This is a genomic window from Streptomyces sp. NPDC050145 (assembly GCF_044460245.1).
GTDB lineage: Bacteria > Actinomycetota > Actinomycetes > Streptomycetales > Streptomycetaceae > Streptomyces.
Map to the genome: position 1 here is coordinate 45,207 of NZ_JBITJS010000018.1, position 18,273 is coordinate 63,479.

17 protein-coding genes are annotated in these 18,273 nt (G+C 71.6%); 9 read left to right on the top strand and 8 right to left on the bottom strand.

The window, feature by feature from the left end:
• Positions 1-6: 6 nt before the first annotated feature.
• Genes pgi through tkt form a run of 5 tightly spaced genes read right to left on the bottom strand, consistent with a single transcriptional unit; the run spans position 7 to position 7,399 of the window.
• Positions 7-1,668 (bottom strand): glucose-6-phosphate isomerase, encoded by a 1,662-nt coding sequence (gene pgi, locus ACIBTU_RS30825; RefSeq protein ID WP_399129883.1) that lies wholly within the window; start codon positions 1,666-1,668, stop codon positions 7-9.
• Positions 1,661-2,608 (bottom strand): glucose-6-phosphate dehydrogenase assembly protein OpcA, encoded by a 948-nt coding sequence (opcA, locus tag ACIBTU_RS30830; protein WP_399129884.1) that lies wholly within the window; start codon positions 2,606-2,608, stop codon positions 1,661-1,663. The genes pgi and opcA overlap by 8 nt, the downstream gene beginning before the upstream one ends.
• The gene (zwf, locus tag ACIBTU_RS30835; RefSeq protein WP_399129885.1) at positions 2,605-4,137 is read right to left on the bottom strand and encodes a glucose-6-phosphate dehydrogenase; all 1,533 of its coding nucleotides are present in this window, start codon (positions 4,135-4,137) and stop codon (positions 2,605-2,607) included. Before zwf ends, opcA begins: the two co-directional genes overlap by 4 nt.
• Entirely contained in the window at positions 4,134-5,261 is a 1,128-nt protein-coding gene (tal, locus tag ACIBTU_RS30840; RefSeq protein ID WP_399129887.1) for a transaldolase, read from the bottom strand. The genes zwf and tal overlap by 4 nt, the downstream gene beginning before the upstream one ends.
• A gap of 41 nt (positions 5,262-5,302) precedes the next feature.
• Positions 5,303-7,399 (bottom strand): transketolase, encoded by a 2,097-nt coding sequence (gene tkt, locus ACIBTU_RS30845; protein ID WP_399129889.1) that lies wholly within the window; start codon positions 7,397-7,399, stop codon positions 5,303-5,305.
• A gap of 184 nt (positions 7,400-7,583) precedes the next feature.
• Between tkt and ACIBTU_RS30850 the strand changes: the two genes are divergently transcribed.
• Positions 7,584-8,510, top strand: a complete 927-nt coding sequence (locus ACIBTU_RS30850; RefSeq protein WP_399129890.1) for an AraC family transcriptional regulator — start codon at positions 7,584-7,586, stop codon at positions 8,508-8,510.
• Positions 8,511-8,548: 38 nt separating this feature from the next.
• Positions 8,549-8,944, top strand: a complete 396-nt coding sequence (locus ACIBTU_RS30855) for a YchJ family protein (RefSeq protein ID WP_399129892.1) — start codon at positions 8,549-8,551, stop codon at positions 8,942-8,944.
• Positions 8,945-9,015: 71 nt separating this feature from the next.
• Here the strand turns inward: ACIBTU_RS30855 and ACIBTU_RS30860 are convergent, their stop codons facing one another.
• Entirely contained in the window at positions 9,016-9,717 is a 702-nt protein-coding gene (locus tag ACIBTU_RS30860) for a FadR/GntR family transcriptional regulator (RefSeq protein ID WP_399129894.1), read from the bottom strand.
• Between the two features lie 168 nt (positions 9,718-9,885).
• Between ACIBTU_RS30860 and ACIBTU_RS30865 the strand changes: the two genes are divergently transcribed.
• Both ACIBTU_RS30865 and ACIBTU_RS30870 read left to right on the top strand, forming a co-directional pair.
• Positions 9,886-10,404, top strand: a complete 519-nt coding sequence (locus tag ACIBTU_RS30865) for a gluconokinase (RefSeq protein ID WP_399129895.1) — start codon at positions 9,886-9,888, stop codon at positions 10,402-10,404.
• Positions 10,405-10,468: 64 nt separating this feature from the next.
• Positions 10,469-11,875, top strand: coding sequence for a gluconate:H+ symporter (locus tag ACIBTU_RS30870; RefSeq protein ID WP_399129896.1), 1,407 nt, complete (start codon positions 10,469-10,471; stop codon positions 11,873-11,875).
• An 81-nt stretch (positions 11,876-11,956) separates the two neighbouring features.
• Here ACIBTU_RS30870 and ACIBTU_RS30875 read toward each other — a convergent pair whose 3' ends face one another.
• Complete coding sequence (locus ACIBTU_RS30875; RefSeq protein WP_399129897.1) at positions 11,957-13,489, bottom strand: APC family permease; 1,533 nt, start codon at positions 13,487-13,489, stop codon at positions 11,957-11,959.
• A 37-nt stretch (positions 13,490-13,526) separates the two neighbouring features.
• On the bottom strand, positions 13,527-14,489 hold the full coding sequence (locus tag ACIBTU_RS30880; RefSeq protein ID WP_399129899.1) for a hypothetical protein: 963 nt from the start codon (positions 14,487-14,489) through the stop codon (positions 13,527-13,529).
• Between the two features lie 283 nt (positions 14,490-14,772).
• Here ACIBTU_RS30880 and ACIBTU_RS30885 point away from each other — a divergent pair, with 283 nt between their 5' ends.
• From ACIBTU_RS30885 to ACIBTU_RS30905, 5 genes are all read left to right on the top strand, one after another.
• Positions 14,773-15,663: a DMT family transporter gene (locus ACIBTU_RS30885; protein ID WP_399129901.1), complete on the top strand. Its 891-nt coding sequence runs from the start codon at positions 14,773-14,775 to the stop codon at positions 15,661-15,663.
• Between the two features lie 34 nt (positions 15,664-15,697).
• Positions 15,698-16,297, top strand: coding sequence for an NUDIX hydrolase (locus ACIBTU_RS30890; RefSeq protein WP_399129902.1), 600 nt, complete (start codon positions 15,698-15,700; stop codon positions 16,295-16,297).
• A 24-nt stretch (positions 16,298-16,321) separates the two neighbouring features.
• Complete coding sequence (locus ACIBTU_RS30895) at positions 16,322-16,714, top strand: YidH family protein (protein WP_399129904.1); 393 nt, start codon at positions 16,322-16,324, stop codon at positions 16,712-16,714.
• A gap of 6 nt (positions 16,715-16,720) precedes the next feature.
• Complete coding sequence (locus tag ACIBTU_RS30900) at positions 16,721-17,038, top strand: DUF202 domain-containing protein (RefSeq protein WP_399129906.1); 318 nt, start codon at positions 16,721-16,723, stop codon at positions 17,036-17,038.
• A gap of 191 nt (positions 17,039-17,229) precedes the next feature.
• Positions 17,230-18,267: a phosphotransferase family protein gene (locus ACIBTU_RS30905; protein ID WP_399129908.1), complete on the top strand. Its 1,038-nt coding sequence runs from the start codon at positions 17,230-17,232 to the stop codon at positions 18,265-18,267.
• The last annotated feature ends 6 nt before the right edge of the window (positions 18,268-18,273 follow it).

Below are 18,273 nucleotides of genomic sequence, written 5' to 3' on the forward strand. Positions count from 1 at the left end.
ATCAGTTCACTTACCTTCAGAACGGCCGCGCAGGGCGCGGTAGGTGTCGACGAGGGACTGGGTGGAGGCGTCGAGGCCGGGGACCTGCGCGCCTTCGGTGAGGGCGGGTTCGACGCGCTTGGCGAGGACCTTGCCGAGTTCGACGCCCCACTGGTCGAAGGAGTCGATGTTCCAGACCGCGCCCTGGACGAACACCTTCTGCTCGTAGAGGGCGATGAGCTGGCCGAGGACCGACGGGGTCAGCTCGGTCGCGAGGATCGTGGTCGTCGGGTGGTCGCCCTGGAACGTCTTGTGCGGGACCAGCTCCTCGGGCACGCCCTCGGCGCGCACCTCTTCGGGCGTCTTGCCGAAGGCCAGCGCCTGCGTCTGCGCGAAGAAGTTGGCCATGAGCAGGTCGTGCTGGGCCGCCAGGCCGGACTCCAGCTCCTCGACCGGCTTCGCGAAGCCGATGAAGTCCGCCGGGATCAGCTTCGTGCCCTGGTGGATCAGCTGGTAGTAGGCGTGCTGGCCGTTGGTGCCGGGCGTGCCCCAGACCACCGGGCCGGTCTCCCAGTTCACGGCCTCGCCGTCGCGCTGCACCGACTTGCCGTTCGACTCCATGTCGAGCTGCTGGAGGTACGCGGTGAACTTGGAGAGGTAGTGGCTGTACGGGAGGACGGCGTGCGACTGGGCGCCGTGGAAGTTGCCGTACCAGATGCCGAGGAGGCCCAGGATCAGCGGGGCGTTGGCCTCGGCGGGGGCGGTGCGGAAGTGCTCGTCGACGAGGTGGAAGCCGTCGAGCATCTCGCGGAAGCGCTCCGGACCGATCGCGATCATCAGGGAGAGGCCGATGGCGGAGTCGTACGAGTAGCGGCCGCCGACCCAGTCCCAGAACTCGAACATGTGGGACGTGTCGATGCCGAACTCGGCGACCTTCTCCGCGTTCGTCGACAAGGCGACGAAGTGCTTCGCGACGGCTTCCTGGCCGGCGCCGAGGCCCTTCAGGAGCCAGTCGCGGGCCGAGGTGGCGTTCGTGATCGTCTCGATGGTGGTGAAGGTCTTCGAGGCGACGACGAAGAGGGTCTCGGCCGGGTCGAGGTCGCGGACGGCCTCGTGGAGGTCGGCGCCGTCCACGTTCGAGACGAAACGGAACGTCAGGTCGCGGGCGGTGTAGGGGCGCAGCGCCTCGTAGGCCATGGCGGGGCCGAGGTCGGAGCCGCCGATACCGATGTTGACGACGTTCCTGATGCGCCGGCCGGTGTGGCCGGTCCAGGCGCCGGAGCGGACCTGGTCGGCGAAGGCGGCCATCTTGTCGAGGACGGCGTGCACCTGCGGCACGACGTTCTCGCCGTCGACCTCGATCACGGCGCCCGCGGGGGCGCGCAGGGCCGTGTGCAGGACGGCGCGGTCCTCGGTGGTGTTGATCTTCTCGCCGCGGAACATGGCGTCGCGCTGTCCGAAGACGTCGGTGGCGGCGGCCAGGTCGCGCAGGAGGGCGAGGGTCTCGTCCGTGATCAGGTGCTTGGAGTAGTCGATGTGCAGGTCGCCGACGCGCAGCGTGTAGCGGTCGGCGCGCTCGGGGTCGGCGGCGAACAGCTCGCGCAGATGGGTGCCGTCGGTCTTGGCGCGGTGGTCCTCCAGGGCGGTCCACTGCGGGCGGCGCGTCAACGGGGTGCTCGGGTCAGGCATGTTGAACGGACTCCTTGGAGCCGGAGGTGCCGGTGCCGGCCTGGAGCGCGACGGCGTACATCTCGTCGGCGTCGAGGCGGCGGAGCTCTTCGGCGATCAGCTCGGCGGTGGTGCGGACCTTCAGGGCGAGGGTGCGCTCGGGCTGGCCGGGCAGGGTGAGGGTGGCGAGTGGGCCGTCGGGGCGGTCGATGCGGATGTCGCCGCCGGCGGTGCCGAGGCGGACCGCGGTGACGACGGGTCCGGCGGTGACGACGCGCTCGACCGGGACGCCGAGCCGGGCGCCGAGCCAGCGGGCGAGGAGCTCGGCGCTGGGGTTGCCGGCCTCCGACTCGACGGCGGCCGAGATCACCTCGACGCGGGCCTGGTCGAGGGCGGCGGCCAGCATGGAGCGCCACGGGGTGAGCCGGGTCCAGGCCAGGTCGGTGTCGCCGGGCGTGTAGGACACGGCGCGGCGGTCGAGGGCGTCGAGGGCGTCCTCGTCGGCGTACAGGTCGGTGATGCGGCGGGCGGCGAGGGCGCCGAGCGGGTCCTTGGCGGGCTCGTCGGGGGCGTCGACCGGCCACCAGACGACCACCGGGGCGTCGGGCAGCAGGAGCGGCAGGACGACGGAGGCGGCGTGGTGGCTCACCTCGCCGTACAGGCGCAGGACCACGGTCTCGCCGGTGCCTGCGTCGGAGCCGACCCGCACCTCGGCGTCGAGCCGGGTGCCCTGCCGGTCCCGCGGGGTGCGGGCCGTGCGCTTGATGACGACGAGGGTCCGCGAGGGGTGCTCGCGGGAGGCCTCCTCGGCGGCCTTGACCGCGTCGTAGGCGTTCTCCTCGTCGGTGACGATGACCATCGTGAGCACCATGCCCACGGCGGGGGTGCCGATGGCGCGGCGCCCCTCTACGAGCGCCTTGTTGATCTTGCTTGCCGTGGTGTCGGTCAGGTCGATCTTCATGGCCTGCGCCAGCTCCGTCCGTCTCGTGCGAGCATCTCGTCGGCTTCCACCGGGCCCCAGCTGCCGGAGGCGTACCGGGCCGGGCGGCCGTGGGTGTCCCAGTGCTCCTCGACGGGGTCGAGGATCCGCCAGGACTCCTCCACCTCCTCCGTGCGCGGGAAGAGGTTGGCGTCGCCCAGCAGTACGTCCAGGATCAGCCGCTCGTACGCTTCCGGGCTGGACTCGGTGAACGACTCGCCGTAGGCGAAGTCCATCGAGACGTCGCGGATCTCCATGGAGGTGCCCGGGACCTTGGATCCGAAGCGTACGGTCATGCCCTCGTCGGGCTGGACGCGGATGACGATCGCGTTCTGGCCGAGCTCCTCGGTGGCGGTGGAGTCGAACGGGGAGTGCGGGGCGCGCTGGAAGACGACGGCGATCTCGGTGACGCGGCGGCCCAGGCGCTTGCCGGTGCGCAGGTAGAACGGGACGCCCGCCCAGCGGCGGTTGTCGATCTCCAGCTTCACGGCGGCGTAGGTGTCGGTCTTCGACTTCGGGTCGATGCCGTCTTCCTGGAGGTAGCCCCTGACCTGCTCGCCGCCCTGCCAGCCGCCGGCGTACTGGGCGCGCACGGTGGAGCGCTCCAGGTCGGCGGGGACGCGGACGGACTTGAGGACCTTGAGCTTCTCGTTGACGAGCGACTCGGCGTCGAAGGACGCGGGCTCCTCCATGGCGGTGAGGGCCATGAGCTGGAGGAGGTGGTTCTGGATGACGTCGCGGGCGGCGCCGATGCCGTCGTAGTAGCCGGCGCGGCCGCCGATGCCGATGTCCTCGGCCATCGTGATCTGCACGTGGTCGACGTAACTCCGGTTCCAGACGGGCTCGTACATCTGGTTGGCGAAGCGGAGCGCCAGGATGTTCTGGACGGTCTCCTTGCCGAGGTAGTGGTCGATGCGGAAGACCTGCTCGGGCGCGAAGACGTCGTGGACGATCGCGTTCAGCTCGCGGGCCGAGGCGGTGTCGTGGCCGAACGGCTTCTCGATGACGGCGCGGCGCCAGGATCCCTCGGGGGCGTCGGCGAGGCCGTGCTTCTTGAGCTGCTGGACGACCTTGGGGAAGAACTTCGGCGGGACCGACAGGTAGAAGGCGTAGTTGCCGCTGGTGCCGCGCTTCTCGTCGAGCTCGTCGACGGCCTCGCGCAGCTGCTTGAACGCGGTGTCGTCGTCGAAGTCGCCGGGGATGAAGCGCATGCCCTCGGCGAGCTGGGCCCAGACCTCCTCGCGGAAGGGGGTGCGGGCGTGCTCGCGCACGGAGTCGTGGACGACCTGGGCGAAGTCCTGGTCCTCCCACTCGCGGCGGGCGAAGCCGAGGAGCGAGAAGCCCGGGGGCAGCAGACCTCGGTTGGCGAGGTCGTAGACGGCCGGCATCAGCTTCTTGCGGGAGAGGTCGCCGGTGACGCCGAAGATGACGAGCCCGGAGGGGCCCGCGACGCGCGGCAGACGGCGGTCGCGGGGGTCCCTCAGGGGGTTCTGCCAGGCGGAGGCGCTCACTTGGCCTGCGCCTCCTCGCCGGCGAGGCGGGCGGAGACGGTGCCGAGCAGGTCGGTCCAGGCGATCTCGAACTTGGCGACGCCCTCGTCCTCGAGCTGCTGGACGACCTCGTCGTAGGAGATGCCGAGCGCCTCGACGGCGGCGAGGTCGGCGCGGGCCTGCTCGTAGCCGCCGGTGACGGTGTCGCCGGTGATCTCGCCGTGGTCGGCGGTGGCGTTGAGCGTGCCCTCGGGCATGGTGTTGACGGTGCCGGGGGCGACGAGCTCGTCGACGTACAGGGTGTCCTTGTACGCGGGGTCCTTGACGCCGGTGGAGGCCCACAGGGGGCGCTGCTTGTTGGCGCCGGCGGCCTCGAGCTCGGTGGCGCGACCGGAGGCGAAGACCTGCTCGTAGGCCTCGTAGGCGAGACGGGCGTTGGCCAGGGCGGCCTTGCCCTTCAGGGACGTGGCCTCGTCGGTGCCGACCTTGTCGAGGCGCTTGTCGATCTCGGCGTCGACGCGCGAGACGAAGAAGGAGGCGACGGAGTGGATCGTGGAGAGGTCGACGCCGCGGGCGCGGGCCTTCTCCAGACCGGCCAGGTAGGCGTCCATGACGGCCTTGTAGCGGTCCAGGGAGAAGATCAGCGTGACGTTGACGCTGATGCCGAGGCCGATGACCTCGGTGATGGCCGGCAGGCCCGCCTCGGTGGCCGGGATCTTGATCATGACGTTCGGGCGGTCGACGAGCCAGGAGAGCTGCTTGGCCTCGGCGATCGTGGCCTCGGTCTCGTGGGCCAGGCGCGGGTCGACCTCGATGGAGACGCGGCCGTCGCGGCCCTGGGTCGTCTCGTAGACGGGGCGCAGGATGTCGGCGGCGGCGCGGACGTCGGCCGTGGTCATCATGCGGACGGCCTCGTCGACGGTGACCTTGCGGACGGCGAGGTCGGCGAGCTGCTCCTCGTAGCCCTCGCCGGAGCCGATGGCGCCCTGGAAGATCGAGGGGTTCGTGGTGACGCCGACGACGTGGCTGTTCTCGACGAGCTCGGCGAGGTTGCCGGACTCGATGCGCTTGCGGGAGAGGTCGTCCAGCCAGATGGAGACGCCCGCGTCGGAGAGGGACTTGAGGGGGGCCACGGTGCTGCTCATGTTCTTCTTCATCTTCTTTCGAGTGCTATGACGCGTACGGGTCAACGACGGGCGGCGGCGAGAGATTCCCGGGCCTGAGCTGCGACGTTCTCGGCGGTGAAGCCGAACTCGCGGAACAGGATCCCGGCGTCGGCGGAGGCGCCGAAGTGCTCCAGGGAGACGATCCGTCCGGCGTCCCCGACATAGCGGTACCAGGTCAGGCCGATGCCCGCCTCGACAGCCACGCGGGCCTTCACGGACGGCGGAAGGACGGCGTCCTTGTAGGCCTGGTCCTGCTCCTCGAACCACTCGACGGACGGCATCGACACGACGCGGGTCGCGACGCCCTCGGCCTCCAGCGTCTCGCGGGCGGCGACGGCGAGCTGCACCTCGGAGCCGGTGGCGATCAGGACGACGTCCGGGGTCTCCTCGGAGGCCTCGGCGAGGACGTAACCGCCCTTCGCCGCATCCTCGTTGAGCGCGTACGTGGGCACGCCCTGCCGGGTGAGCGCCAGGCCGTGCGGGGCCGGCTTCGCGGAGCCGCGGCGCAGGATCTCGCGCCAGGCGACGGTCGTCTCGTTGGCGTCGGCCGGGCGGACGATGTTCAGGCCCGGGATGGCACGCAGCGAGGCGAGGTGCTCGACGGGCTGGTGGGTGGGGCCGTCCTCGCCGAGTCCGATGGAGTCGTGCGTCCACACGTACGTGACGGGGAGCTGCATCAGCGCGGACATGCGGACCGCGTTGCGCATGTAGTCGGAGAAGACCAGGAACGTGCCCCCGTAGATGCGGGTGTTGCCGTGCAGCGCGATGCCGTTCATCTCGGCGGCCATCGAGAACTCGCGGATGCCGAAGTGGACGGTGCGGCCGTACGGGTCGGCCTCGGGCAGCGGGTTGCCCTTCGGGAGGAAGGAACTGGTCTTGTCGATCGTGGTGTTGTTGGAGCCGGCGAGGTCGGCGGAGCCGCCCCACAGCTCGGGCAGGACCGGGCCGAGGGCCTGGAGGACCTTGCCGGAGGCGGCGCGGGTGGCGACCTTGGTGCCGGCCTCGAAGGCGGGGAGCGCGTCCTCCCAGCCCTCGGGCAGGCGGCCCGCGACGATCCGGTCGAGCAGCTTCGCGCGCTCGGGGTTGTCGGTGCGCCAGGCGCCGAGCTGCTTGTCCCAGGCGGCGTGCGCCTCGGCGCCGCGGTCCAGGGCGGTGCGGGCGTGGGCGAGGACCTCGTCCTCGACGATGAAGCTCTGCTCGGGGTCGAAGCCGAGGACGCGCTTGGTGGCGGCGATCTCGTCGGCGCCGAGCGCGGAGCCGTGGGAGGCCTCGGTGTTCTGCGCGGTCGGGGCGGGCCAGGCGATGATCGTGCGCATCGCGATGATGGACGGGCGCCCGGTCTCGGCCTTGGCGGCGGCGAGGGCCTCGTACAGGGCCTTGACGTCGGTGTTGCCGTCGACGAGCGGCTCGATGCGCTGGACGTGCCAGCCGTAGGCCTCGTAGCGCTTCAGGACGTCCTCGGAGAACGCGGTCTCGGTGTCGCCCTCGATGGAGATGTGGTTGTCGTCGTAGACGAAGACGAGGTTGCCGAGCTTCTGGTGGCCGGCGAGGGAGCTGGCCTCGGCGGAGACGCCCTCCTCCAGGTCGCCGTCGGAGACGATCGCCCAGATGGTGTGGTCGAAGGGGCTGGCGCCCTCGGGGGCCTCGGGGTCGAAGAGGCCGCGCTCGTAACGGGCGGCCATCGCCATGCCGACCGCGTTGGCGACGCCCTGGCCGAGCGGGCCGGTGGTGGTCTCGACGCCGGCGGTGTGGCCGTACTCGGGGTGGCCGGGGGTCTTGGAGCCCTGGGTGCGGAAGGCCTTCAGGTCGTCGAGCTCCAGCTCGTAGCCGGACAGGAAGAGCTGGGTGTACAGGGTGAGGCTGGTGTGGCCGGGCGAGAGGACGAAGCGGTCGCGGCCGGTCCACTCCGGGTCGGCGGGGTCGTGCCGCATGACCTTCTGGAAGAGGGTGTAGGCGGCGGGGGCCAGGCTCATGGCCGTGCCGGGGTGTCCGTTGCCGACCTTCTGGACGGCGTCGGCCGCCAGCAGACGGGCGGTGTCGACGGCCCGCTGGTCGAGCGCGGTCCACTCGAAGGGACGCTCGAAGGGGTCGAGACCGTGCGGTGTCTGCGTGCTCATCTGTGGGACTTCCTTCGCATCCGTTGTCCTGTCCTTGTGCCCGAAGGCACCGCCCGGCTGGGACCAAAGTCCCAGGTCGAACCGGTACCCAACTTAAAGGTCATACTTTTGAAACGGCAGGTGCCCCCGTGCCGTTGTTCGGTGAAAATGGGACACCCACAGGCCCCGAAGCCGAGGAAGGTCGATGACGGAGCAGGACCCCGCGCAGACGAGCGCACATCTGGGAGCGAGCCCGGAAGAACGAGCGCGCATCCGCACGTATCCCTTCGACCCGAGCACCAGCGTGTCCGGGGTCGGGATCCAGGTCGGCCCGATGGGGACCGAGGGTCCGTGGGCCGGCCGGGCCGACCTGTCGCGGCGCGTGCACCGCATCGACTTCCACGTCCTGCTGCTCTTCCGCGCGGGCCCGGTGCACCACATGATCGACTTCGCCGAGTACGAGGTCGGCGCGGGCGACCTGCTGTGGATCCGGCCGGGCCAGGTGCACGGCTTCTCCGCGACCGAGCCGTACGAAGGCACGGTGCTGACGATGCAGCCGGGCTTCCTGCCCCGCTCGATCGTCGAGGCGACCGGCCTGTACCGCTACGACCGGCCGCCGCTGCTGCACCCCGGGCCGGACCAACTCGCCGCCCTGGAAGCCTCGCTGGCGCAGTTGCAGCGCGAGTACCTGGACACGGAGACGCTGCCGCTGAGCCTGCACACGAACGTGCTGCGGCACGCGCTGACGGCGTTCATGCTGCGGGTCGCGCACGTGTCGGCGCAGGCCGCGGCGGACGAGTGCCGGCCGCAGCCGGACACCACGTTCACCCGGTTCCGCACGGCGGTCGAGCGCAGCTTCACCACGAACCACAGCGTGAGCGCGTACGCCGACGAACTGGGCTACTCACGGCGGACGTTGGTGCGCGCCGTGCGGGCGGCGACCGGGCAGACGCCGAAGGCGTTCATCGACCGGCGGGTGGTCCTGGAGGCGAAGCGGCTGCTCGCCCACACGGATCTGCCGGTGGGCCGGATCGGGGTCGCGGTCGGCTTCCCCGACTCGGCGAACTTCTCGAAGTACTTCCAGCAGCACGCGGGAACGACCCCGGCGGCGTTCCGCGCGGAGCAGGTCTGAGGGGACGGCGTCGAGAGGCGCTCGGTAGAGTCGGCGGCATGGCACGCCCCACTCCGACCACCTGCCCCTGCGGTCTTTCCGCCGCGTACGAGGACTGCTGCGGCCGCTACCACTCGGGCCGGGCCGCCGCGCCCACGGCCGAGGCGCTGATGCGGTCCCGGTACGCGGCGTTCACCCGTAAGGACGCGGCGTATCTGCTGCGCACCTGGCACCCGGACACCCGGCCGCCCGCGGTGGAGTTCGACCCGGGGCTCACCTGGGTGGGCCTGGAGGTCCTGGAGACGGCCGACGGCTCGGCGTTCCACCAGCGCGGCACCGTCACCTACCGGGCCCGCTACAAGGACGACGGGCGGGCGGGGTCGCTGCACGAGCGCAGCCGGTTCGTCCGGGTGGACGGCGCGTGGGTGTACGTGGACGGCGACTTCATCGAATAGTCCCGGCCCCGCGACCGGCCCCACGAACGGTCCCGCGCCCGGCCCCGCGACCGGGCGCGTTCAGGGCACCTTCAGGGCGCGAGGATGTCCAGCTCCTGGAGCGCGCCCACCGCGATCTCCCGCGTGAGCGCCTCGGCGCGCTCCGCGTCCTTCTCCCGGACCGCCTCCGCGACGCGCACGTGCAGCGTGACGGCGGCCGGGTCGGGGTCCTCGAACATGACCTGGTGGTGGGTACGGCCCGCCAGGACCTCGGCGACCAGGTCGCCCAGGTGCGCGAACATCTCGTTGCCCGACGCGTTGAGCACGATCCGGTGGAAGTCGATGTCGTGCACGAGGTACTTCTCCAGCTGCTGGCCGCGCGAGGTGGCGACCATGCCGAGGGCGCACTCGGTGAGCGCGGCGCACTGCTCGGGTGTGGCATGGCGGGCGGCGAGGCCCGCGGCGACCGGCTCGACCGCCGAACGCAGCACCGTGAGCGAGCGCAGCTGGCGCGCCCGGTCGGCGCCGGCCAGGCGCCAGCGGATGACCTGCGGGTCGTAGACGTTCCACTCCGCCGCGGGCCGCACGGTGACGCCGACCCGGCGCCGTGACGCCACGAGATGCATCGACTCCAGGACGCGCACGGCCTCCCGCATCACCGAGCGCGAGACCTCGAACTGCTGCGCGAGCTCGTCGGTGCGCAGCACGCTGCCCGGGGGGTACTCCCCCGCGGCGATGGCGGGACCGAGGCTTTCGAGTACGCGGGCGTGCAGGCCCCGGCCCTGTGTGGTCATGTCGAAAGAGTACGAGGCAGGACGTGACGCGCACGACGCGGCACCGGAACCCGGAATAAATAGTCTGACTTTTATGTCACAGCCTCTTGAATTAGTCAGACCTATTGGGTTTCAGTGACGTGACACAGCGATGTCGACGAAGACAGCGATGAAGACAGCGAGGCAGCGATGAGCACCCCCCACGTCGTCGTGGTCATGGGCGTGGCAGGAACCGGCAAGACGACGATCGGTCCCCTGCTCGCCGAGCGCCTCGGCGTTCCGTACGCCGAAGGCGACGACTTCCACCCGCAGGCCAACATCGACAAGATGTCGGCCGGGACGCCCCTGGACGACGAGGACCGCCGCCCCTGGCTCGAGGCCATCGGCCGGTGGGCGCACAGCCGCGCCGGACTCGGCGGCGTCGTCTCCAGCTCCGCCCTCAAGCGGAGCTACCGGGACCTGCTGCGCTCCGAGGCCCCGGACGCCGTCTTCCTGCACCTCACCGGCAGCCGTGAGCTCATCCTCGACCGGATGAGCCACCGCGAGGGCCACTTCATGCCGACGAGCCTGCTGGACTCGCAGTTCGCCACGCTCCAGCCGCTCCAGGCGGACGAGTCGGGCGTCGACGTCGACGTGTCGGGCTCCCCGGAGGAGATCACGGACCGGGCCGTCAAGGCTCTGGCCGCGCTCGACTCCGAGCAGCCCTAGCTCTCCCCCGCACTCCCCCAGTAGTCCTTCCGTCCCCTCCCCTCCTCGTACAAGGGATCAGACCGTGACCAGTCTCAGTGTCGAGACCCTGGCAGCGGACGCCGTCGAGCCGATCACGTCCGCGGGCCATGCCCAGCTCGGGATCGCCGTGCTCGTCGGTATCGCCGTCATCGTCCTGCTCATCACGAAGTTCAAGCTCCACGCCTTCCTGGCGCTGACGATCGGTTCGCTCACCCTGGGCGCGGTCGCCGGAGCCCCGCTCGACAAGGTGATCACCAGCTTCAGCGCCGGTCTCGGTTCGACCGTCGCCGGTGTCGGTGTGCTGATCGCGCTCGGCGCGATCCTCGGCAAGCTGCTCGCCGACTCCGGCGGCGCCGACCAGATCGTGGACACGATCCTCGCCAAGGCCGGCAAGTCCGGTGGCAAGGCGATGCCGTGGGCGATGGTCCTCATCGCCTCGATCATCGGCCTGCCGCTGTTCTTCGAGGTCGGCATCGTGCTGCTGATCCCGGTCGTCCTGATGGTCGCCAAGCGCGGCAACTACTCGCTGATGCGGATCGGCATCCCGGCCCTCGCCGGTCTGTCCGTGATGCACGGCCTGATCCCGCCGCACCCCGGCCCGCTCGTCGCGATCGACGCGGTCGGCGCCAACCTCGGCATCACCCTGGCGCTCGGCGTCCTCGTCGCGATCCCGACCGTGATCATCGCCGGTCCGGTGTTCTCGAAGTTCGCCGCGAAGTGGGTCGACGTGCCCGCCCCGGAGAAGATGATCCCGGCGCGCGCCTCGGACGAGCTGAAGGGCCGTCCCAGCTTCGGCGCCTCGGTCGCCACGATCCTGCTGCCCGTCGCGATGATGCTGTCGAAGGCGCTCGTCGACATCATCGTGGACAACCCCGAGCACACCGTGCAGCGCGTGTTCGACGTCGTCGGCTCGCCGCTGATCGCCCTGCTCGCGGCCGTCATCGTGGCCATGTTCACCCTGGGCCGCCCGGCGGGCTTCACCAAGGGCAAGCTGGCGTCCACGACCGAGAAGTCGCTCGCCCCGATCGCGGGCGTGCTGCTCATCGTCGGCGCGGGCGGCGGCTTCAAGCAGACCCTGATCGACTCCGGCGTCGGCCAGATGGTCCTGGACATCTCCAAGGACTGGTCGATCCCGACGCTGCTGCTCGCCTGGCTGATCGCGGTCGTGATCCGGCTCGCGACGGGTTCGGCGACGGTCGCGACCGTCTCGGCGGCCGGTCTGGTCGCCCCGCTGGCGGCCGGCATGACCGACACGCACACGGCGCTGCTGGTGCTGGCGATCGGCGCGGGCTCGCTGTTCTTCAGCCACGTCAACGACGCGGGCTTCTGGCTGGTCAAGGAGTACTTCGGACTCAGCGTCGGCCAGACGGTGAAGACCTGGTCGGTGATGGAGACGATCATCTCGGTCGTCGCCGGTGGCCTGGTCCTGCTGTTGTCCGTACTGATCTAGCGGCGCGGACACCGAAGAACGGCGGCGGCCCCCACTCGACCTCTGAGGTCGGGTGGGGGCCGCCGCCGTTTCCGCTGCGGGCTAGCCCGCGCGCTTCTCCAGCTGGAACGCCTCGTTGCCGAGGCCGATCCGGGCGTGCGCCTGCGGGTTGCGGGCGCGCAGCACCAGGCTGTACGCCACCCCGGCGAGGGCCGCGAGCACGATGACGCCGGGCAGGATCCAGGTCAGCGCGGAACCCGGCGAGGAGGCCAGGAGGACGTCGAAGTCCTTGACCGTGTAGCCGGCGATGACGAGCAGTGCGAGGCCGGCGAGGCCGGAGGCGATCAGCCGCCAGATCTGCGCGCCTGCCGCGCCGCGCCGCACGAAGAAGACGATCACGGCGAGGGAGGCGGTGGCCATCAGCAGGATGACACCGAGCGCGCCCACGTTGCCGCCCCAGGTGAACAGGCGCAGGACCGGCGCGGTCGGGTCGCCGGCGGGGGCCGAGTCGGTGACGGCGAAGACGAGGACGACGACGAGGGAGATGACGGACTGCAGCACGGAGCCGGTGCCGGGCGCGCCGCTCGCGCTGTTGGTGCGGCCGAAGCGGGCGGGCAGCAGGCCCTCGCGGCCCATCGCGAACGCGTACCGGGCGACCACGTTGTGGAAGCTGAGCAGCGCCGCGAACATGCCGGTCACGAACAGCACGTGCACGATGTCGGTGAAGGTGCCGCCGAGCCGGTCCTCGGTGAGGCCGAACAGCAGGCCCGCGGACTGCTTGCGGGCCTCGCCGACGATCGCCGCCGGGCCGGTGGCCACGGTCAGGGCCCAGGCGCTGAAGGCGAAGAACAGGGCGACGCCGCCGACGGCCAGGAACATGACGCGGGGCACGAGGATGTGCGGGCGGCTGGTCTCCTCGGCGTAGACGGGCGCCTGCTCGAAGCCGGTGAACGCGGCGATGCAGAAGCACAGGGCGGTGCCGAGGCCGACGCCGGTGAGGGTCCCGGGGTCGAAGGCGTCCAGGGAGAGGCCCTGGCTGCCCGGGTCACCGATGGCGGCGATGTCGAAGACGACCACGACGGCCACCTCGACGAGCAGCAGCACGCCGAGCACCTTGGCGTTCACGTCGATCTTCAGCAGACCGAGCACGGCGACCGCGACGACCGCGAGGACCGCCGGGATCCACCAGGCGATCTCCAGGTCGAGGAACTGCTGGGCGAGCCCGGAGACCTCGAAGCCGAACATGCCGTAGATGCCGACCTGGAGCGCGCTGTAGGCGACGAGCGCGACCAGGGCCGCGGCGGCGCCGGCCGTCGGGCCGAGCCCGCGCGCGATGTACGCGTAGAAGGCGCCCGCGTTGTGCACGTGCCGGCTCATCTCCGCGTAGCCGACGCTGAACAGGGTCAGGACGACGCCGAGGATCAGGAAGAGCAGCGGCATGCCGACGACGCCCATCACCGCGAACGTCGTGGGCATGACACCTGCGACGACCATCAGGGGGCCGGTCGCGGCGAGCACGGAGAGCAGCAGCCCCGCCGTGCCGAGCCGCCCGGCCCGCAGGGCGCTCTCCTCGCCTTTGAACGTGCTGATGCCCGGCTCCGCCGTGCTCTCGGCCGTTCTGTCGCTCGTGGTCATCGGGGGGTGTCCCTTCACGGTGGGTCGTGGTCGACGGCTATGCCGTGCCGAGCGCGGCACTGCGCGCGGCACGGAACGCTTCGTACGGATTCCGGTCGGGGTAGGACCAGGGCTCCGGTGTGACGTGCGGTCCGATGCGGTGGAACAGGGCGGCCGCCTCGGCGGGGCGGCCCTCGCAGTACTTGGCGTGGGCGAGGAAGTTGAGGTCGACGCGGTCGCGCGGACGGCCGGCGCCGGTGCGGGTCTCGCCCCACTCCAGCCACCAGTCGAAGGCGGTCTTCATGACGACGCGGGCCCGGCGGCCGGTCCAGTGGCCCGAGGCCTTGGGGTCGGCGGGCTCGGTGCCCGCCTTCGCCAGGACCCGGTAGCGCTCCGCGTGGGCGACGACGGGCAGGACGGCGAGCGCGGAGGAGGGCGGGGCCTGCTCGGCGGCCCAGGCGGCGAAGTCGTAGACCTCGTGCAGCGGGTCCTGGCCCGCGGCGGCGCGGCGCTCGGCGAGCCGGGCGACCATGAGGTGGTGCGCGTGATGGTGGTCGGGGTGCCGGTGGCGGACCTCGTCGAAGAGCCGGACGACGTCCTCCTCGCGGCCCAACTCGCGCTCCAGGAGAAGCAGTCCGAGCCAGGGCGTGGGATCGGTCGGGACCAGGGCCGCGGCGTCGAGGCAGCCGTCGCGGATCTTGTCCGGGCGGGCCTTGCCGGCGAGCGCCCGGTGGACACCGGCGCAGGCGAGCAGGACGGCGGCGTCCGTCGACTCCGGTTCGACCAGGAGCCAGTCGCGGACCCAGGCGGTGGCGGTGGACTCCTGGGCGAGGACCATGATCCGGTGGCCGCGCCGGTCCCAGTCGTCGCCGGTGCCCTCGAGCAGCGCCCTGGCCTCGGTCCACCGGCCCTGGGCGAGCGCGGTGCGGGCGGCGACGAGGTCCGGGTCGTCGAGCGCGGGGTCGAAGGTGTGCGTGGCCTTCTTGCGAGGGCGGCCGAGCGGGGGCGGGGGTGGAGACACCGCGACGGTTCCTCTACGACTCTTCAGTAACGCCGACGGCGGCGCGCGCGAGGCTGCGCGGTCGGGGCGGCCAAGGGGCGGATGATCACGCACAGCAAACCGGTACGGAGGGCTCCACGTCAAGGGTGATCGGGAGACGGGCTTCACCAACTCGTCGCGCGTTCCGACGAGTTCACTTGCATGACATTTCAACCACCCCGCGGCCCCGGGCGAGGGCGGCCCCGGAGCGCTATCGTCAGCCGCATAGCGATGTGTTTTCCGAGCACAGTCCGAGGTGCACAGCGTGCCGGTACTCGTCCTCGTCCTCGCCGTGAGCGCGGCCTTCTGTCTGGGCATCGGCTTCGTGCTCCAGCAGAACGCGGCCCGGCGCGCCCCGCTCGGCGACTTCCTGCGGCCCCGGCTCCTGCTCGACCTGATGCGGATGCCGCGCTGGCTGGCGGGCATCGGCTTCATGGTGTGCGGCATGGCGCTCGGCGCGGTGGCGCTGGGCAACGGCGAGGTGTCGCTGGTCGAGCCCCTCCTCGCGACGAACCTCCTCTTCGCCCTGCTGCTCTCCCGGCTCCAGACGTACGTGCCGCTGGGCCGGCAGGGCTGGCTCGGGCTGCTGCTGCTCGCGGGCGGGGTGACGGCGTTCATCGTCGCGGGGCAGCCCAGCGGGGGCGGCGAGAAGGCGGGGCCGCTGCGGCACTGGCTGATCATCGGGCTGATGGTGGGCGGGGCCCTGCTCCTCGCGGCGCTCGCCAAGCGGTCCCGGCTGAGCAAGGCGCCGGTGCTCCTGGCGGTGGCGGCCGGGATGCTCTACGGGGTGCAGGACGCGCTGACCCGGGTCAGCGGTCAGCGGTTCCAGTCGGGCGGTCTGGCGCATCTGTTCCTGGGCTGGCAGCCGTACGCGGTGCTGCTGCTCGGGGTGACGGGGCTCGTGCTGGTGCAGAGCGCGTTCGAGACGGCGCCGCTGCGGATGTCGCTGCCCGCGCTGACGGCCGCGCAGCCGCTGGCCGGGATCGCGTGCGGGGTGGGGTTCCTCGGGGACCAGCTGCGCACCGACGCGGGGGCGCTCGCCTGGGAGGTGGTGGGGCTGGCCGGGGTCGTGGTGGGGGTCGTGCTGCTGGGACTGCATCCGGCGATGCCGGGGGCGGCGGCGCCGGACCGGAACGCGGAGTCGAGCCCGGTGTAGGGGCGGGCCCGGGGGCACGGCTTAGCCTCGGGGCATGAGTGCTGCGAGTTCTGCGAGTCCCTCCGAGGGTTCCGAGACGTCTGAGGCATCTGGAGCTTCTGAGGCATCTGGGGCTTCTGAGGCCGCGGCGCGGTCGGCCGGGGAGATCCTGGATATCGTCGACGCGGACGACCGGGTCGTGGCGCAGGTGGCGCGCGGCGAGGCGTACGCGCGCGGGCTGCGGCACCGCTGCGCGTTCGTCCTGGTCCGCGACCCGGAGGGCCGGGTGTTCGTGCACCGGCGCACCGACACCAAGCTCGTCTTCCCCGGGATGTACGACATGTTCGTGGGCGGGGTGGTCGGCGCGGGCGAGACGTACGACGAGGCCGCGCTGCGGGAGGCGGAGGAGGAGCTCGGCGTCTCGGGGCTGCCGCGGCCGACGCCGCTGTTCCGCTTCCTGTACGAGGACGGGGCGGGGCGCTCCTGGTGGTCCGCGGTGTACGAGGTGGTCTGCGACCGACCGGTGGACCCGCAGGCCGAGGAGGTCGCCTGGCACACGTTCCTGCCCCAGGAGGAGCTGGACCGGCGCATCGGCGACTGGCCCTTCACCCCGGACTCGCTCGCGGCCTACGCCCGCCTGCGGGCCGGTGACTGACGGACAGGCCCTAAGGTCCACATCGTGATCGAATTCGCACGCAACGTACGGCTCTGGTTCGCCCCGGAGCGGGTCAGGGACGAGGGTGAGACGCCCGACTACCGGTTCTCGCTGGCCAACGAGCGGACCTTCCTGGCCTGGCTGCGCACCGCGCTCGCGCTGATCGGCGGCGGTTTCGCGGTCGACCAGTTCCTGCCGGACCTGCCCTGGGGCTGGCGGGTCGGGCTCGCGCTCGCGCTGCTCGCCTCGGGCGCGCTGTGCTCACTGCGGGCGGTCAGTCACTGGGTGCGGTGCGAGCGGGCGATGCGCCGGGGCGAGGACCTGCCGGTGTCGCGGTTCCCCGCGCTGCTGAGCGTGGTGATCGCCCTGGTCGCCGTCGCCATGGTGGTCGTGGTGTTCGCCGGCTGGGCGGGGTGAGCGGGCGTGGAGGAACCCGTACGCGATCCCGGGCTGCAGCCGGCCCGGACCCGTCTCGCGTGGCGGCGCACGACGCTGTCCTGCACGGTGGCCGCGATCCTGGCCGGCCGGACGGCACTGAGCGGTTCCGGCGGGGCGCTCGGCTGGGTGGCGGCCGCGCTGTGCCTGCTGGTGTGGCTGGGTTTCCTGGCGGTCGCGCACCGGCGCATCACGGGCCTTGCGCTGCACGAGGTCGCGCCGCCGGTGATGACGCGGCGCGGGGCCGTCGCGGCGGCGCTGTGCACGGTGGCGCTGGCGGTGTTCGCGTCGCTGCTCGTGACGTGAGCGGCACGGGTGCGGTTGGAGCGGGCCTGACCTGGGCGGTCCCGGGTGCGGTCGGTGAGGCCCTCTTCCGTGGAGGCGCGGGACGGGGCAGCGTAAGAACGATCACGTTCGTGTGCATCACTGGACGACATACCGACCAGTCAGCATGATGGTTGCCGACGACGCTGCCGCCCGTTCCCCGGAGGACCCCGATGAGCCACCCCCCAGGTCTCGACCTCGACCAGCTGCGTGCCCACCTCGACCGGGAGCGGCCCGGACTGGTCGGCGGACCGCTGACCGCGCGGCTCATCGAGGGCGGGCGCTCGAACCTGACGTACCTGGTCGGGGACGGGACGACCCAGTGGGTGGTGCGGCGGCCTCCGCTCGGCCACGTCCTGGCCACCGCGCACGACATGAAGCGCGAGCACCGGGTCATCGCCGCCCTGCACACCACCGACGTGCCGGTGCCCGAGCCGATCCTGCTGTGCGAGGACGACGCCGTGCTCGGCGCGCCCTTCTACGTCATGGAGTTCGTCGACGGCACCCCGTACCGGACGGCCGAGCAGCTCGCGCCGCTGGGCCCGGAGCGGACCCGCGCGGCCGTGCTCGGACTCGTCGACACCCTCGTCGACCTGCACGCCGTGGACCCGGCGAAGGTCGGCCTCGGCGACTTCGGGCGGCCCGAGGGCTTCCTGGAGCGCCAGCTGCGCCGCTGGGGCAAGCAGCTCGACGCGTCCCGCAACCGCGACCTGCCCGGCATCGACGAGCTGCAGGCCGCGCTCGGCCGCGCCCTGCCGGACTCCCCCGCGCCGACGATCGTGCACGGCGACTACCGCCTCGACAACGTCCTGGTGCGCCAGGATCCGGACGGCGTGGACCGGATCAAGGCGATCCTCGACTGGGAGATGTCGACGCTCGGCGATCCCATGACCGACCTGGGCCTGCTGGTCATGTACAGCACGGACCTCGGCCTGACCGAGTCCCCCGTCTCCACGACCGCGACGGCTGCCGGGCACCCGGACCCGGCCGAGCTGATCGAGCGGTACGCCGCGCGCTCGGGGCGCGACGTCTCCGCGATCGCCTGGTACACGGCCTTCGCCTGGTTCAAGCTCGCCGTGATCCTCGAGGGCATCCACTACCGGTACACGCTCGGCCAGACGGTCGGCGCCGGCTTCGACCGGATCGGCGAGCTCGTCCCGGTCTTCATCGAGCACGGCCTGACCACGCTCAAGGCTCCCCAGGAAGGCTGACCGCGC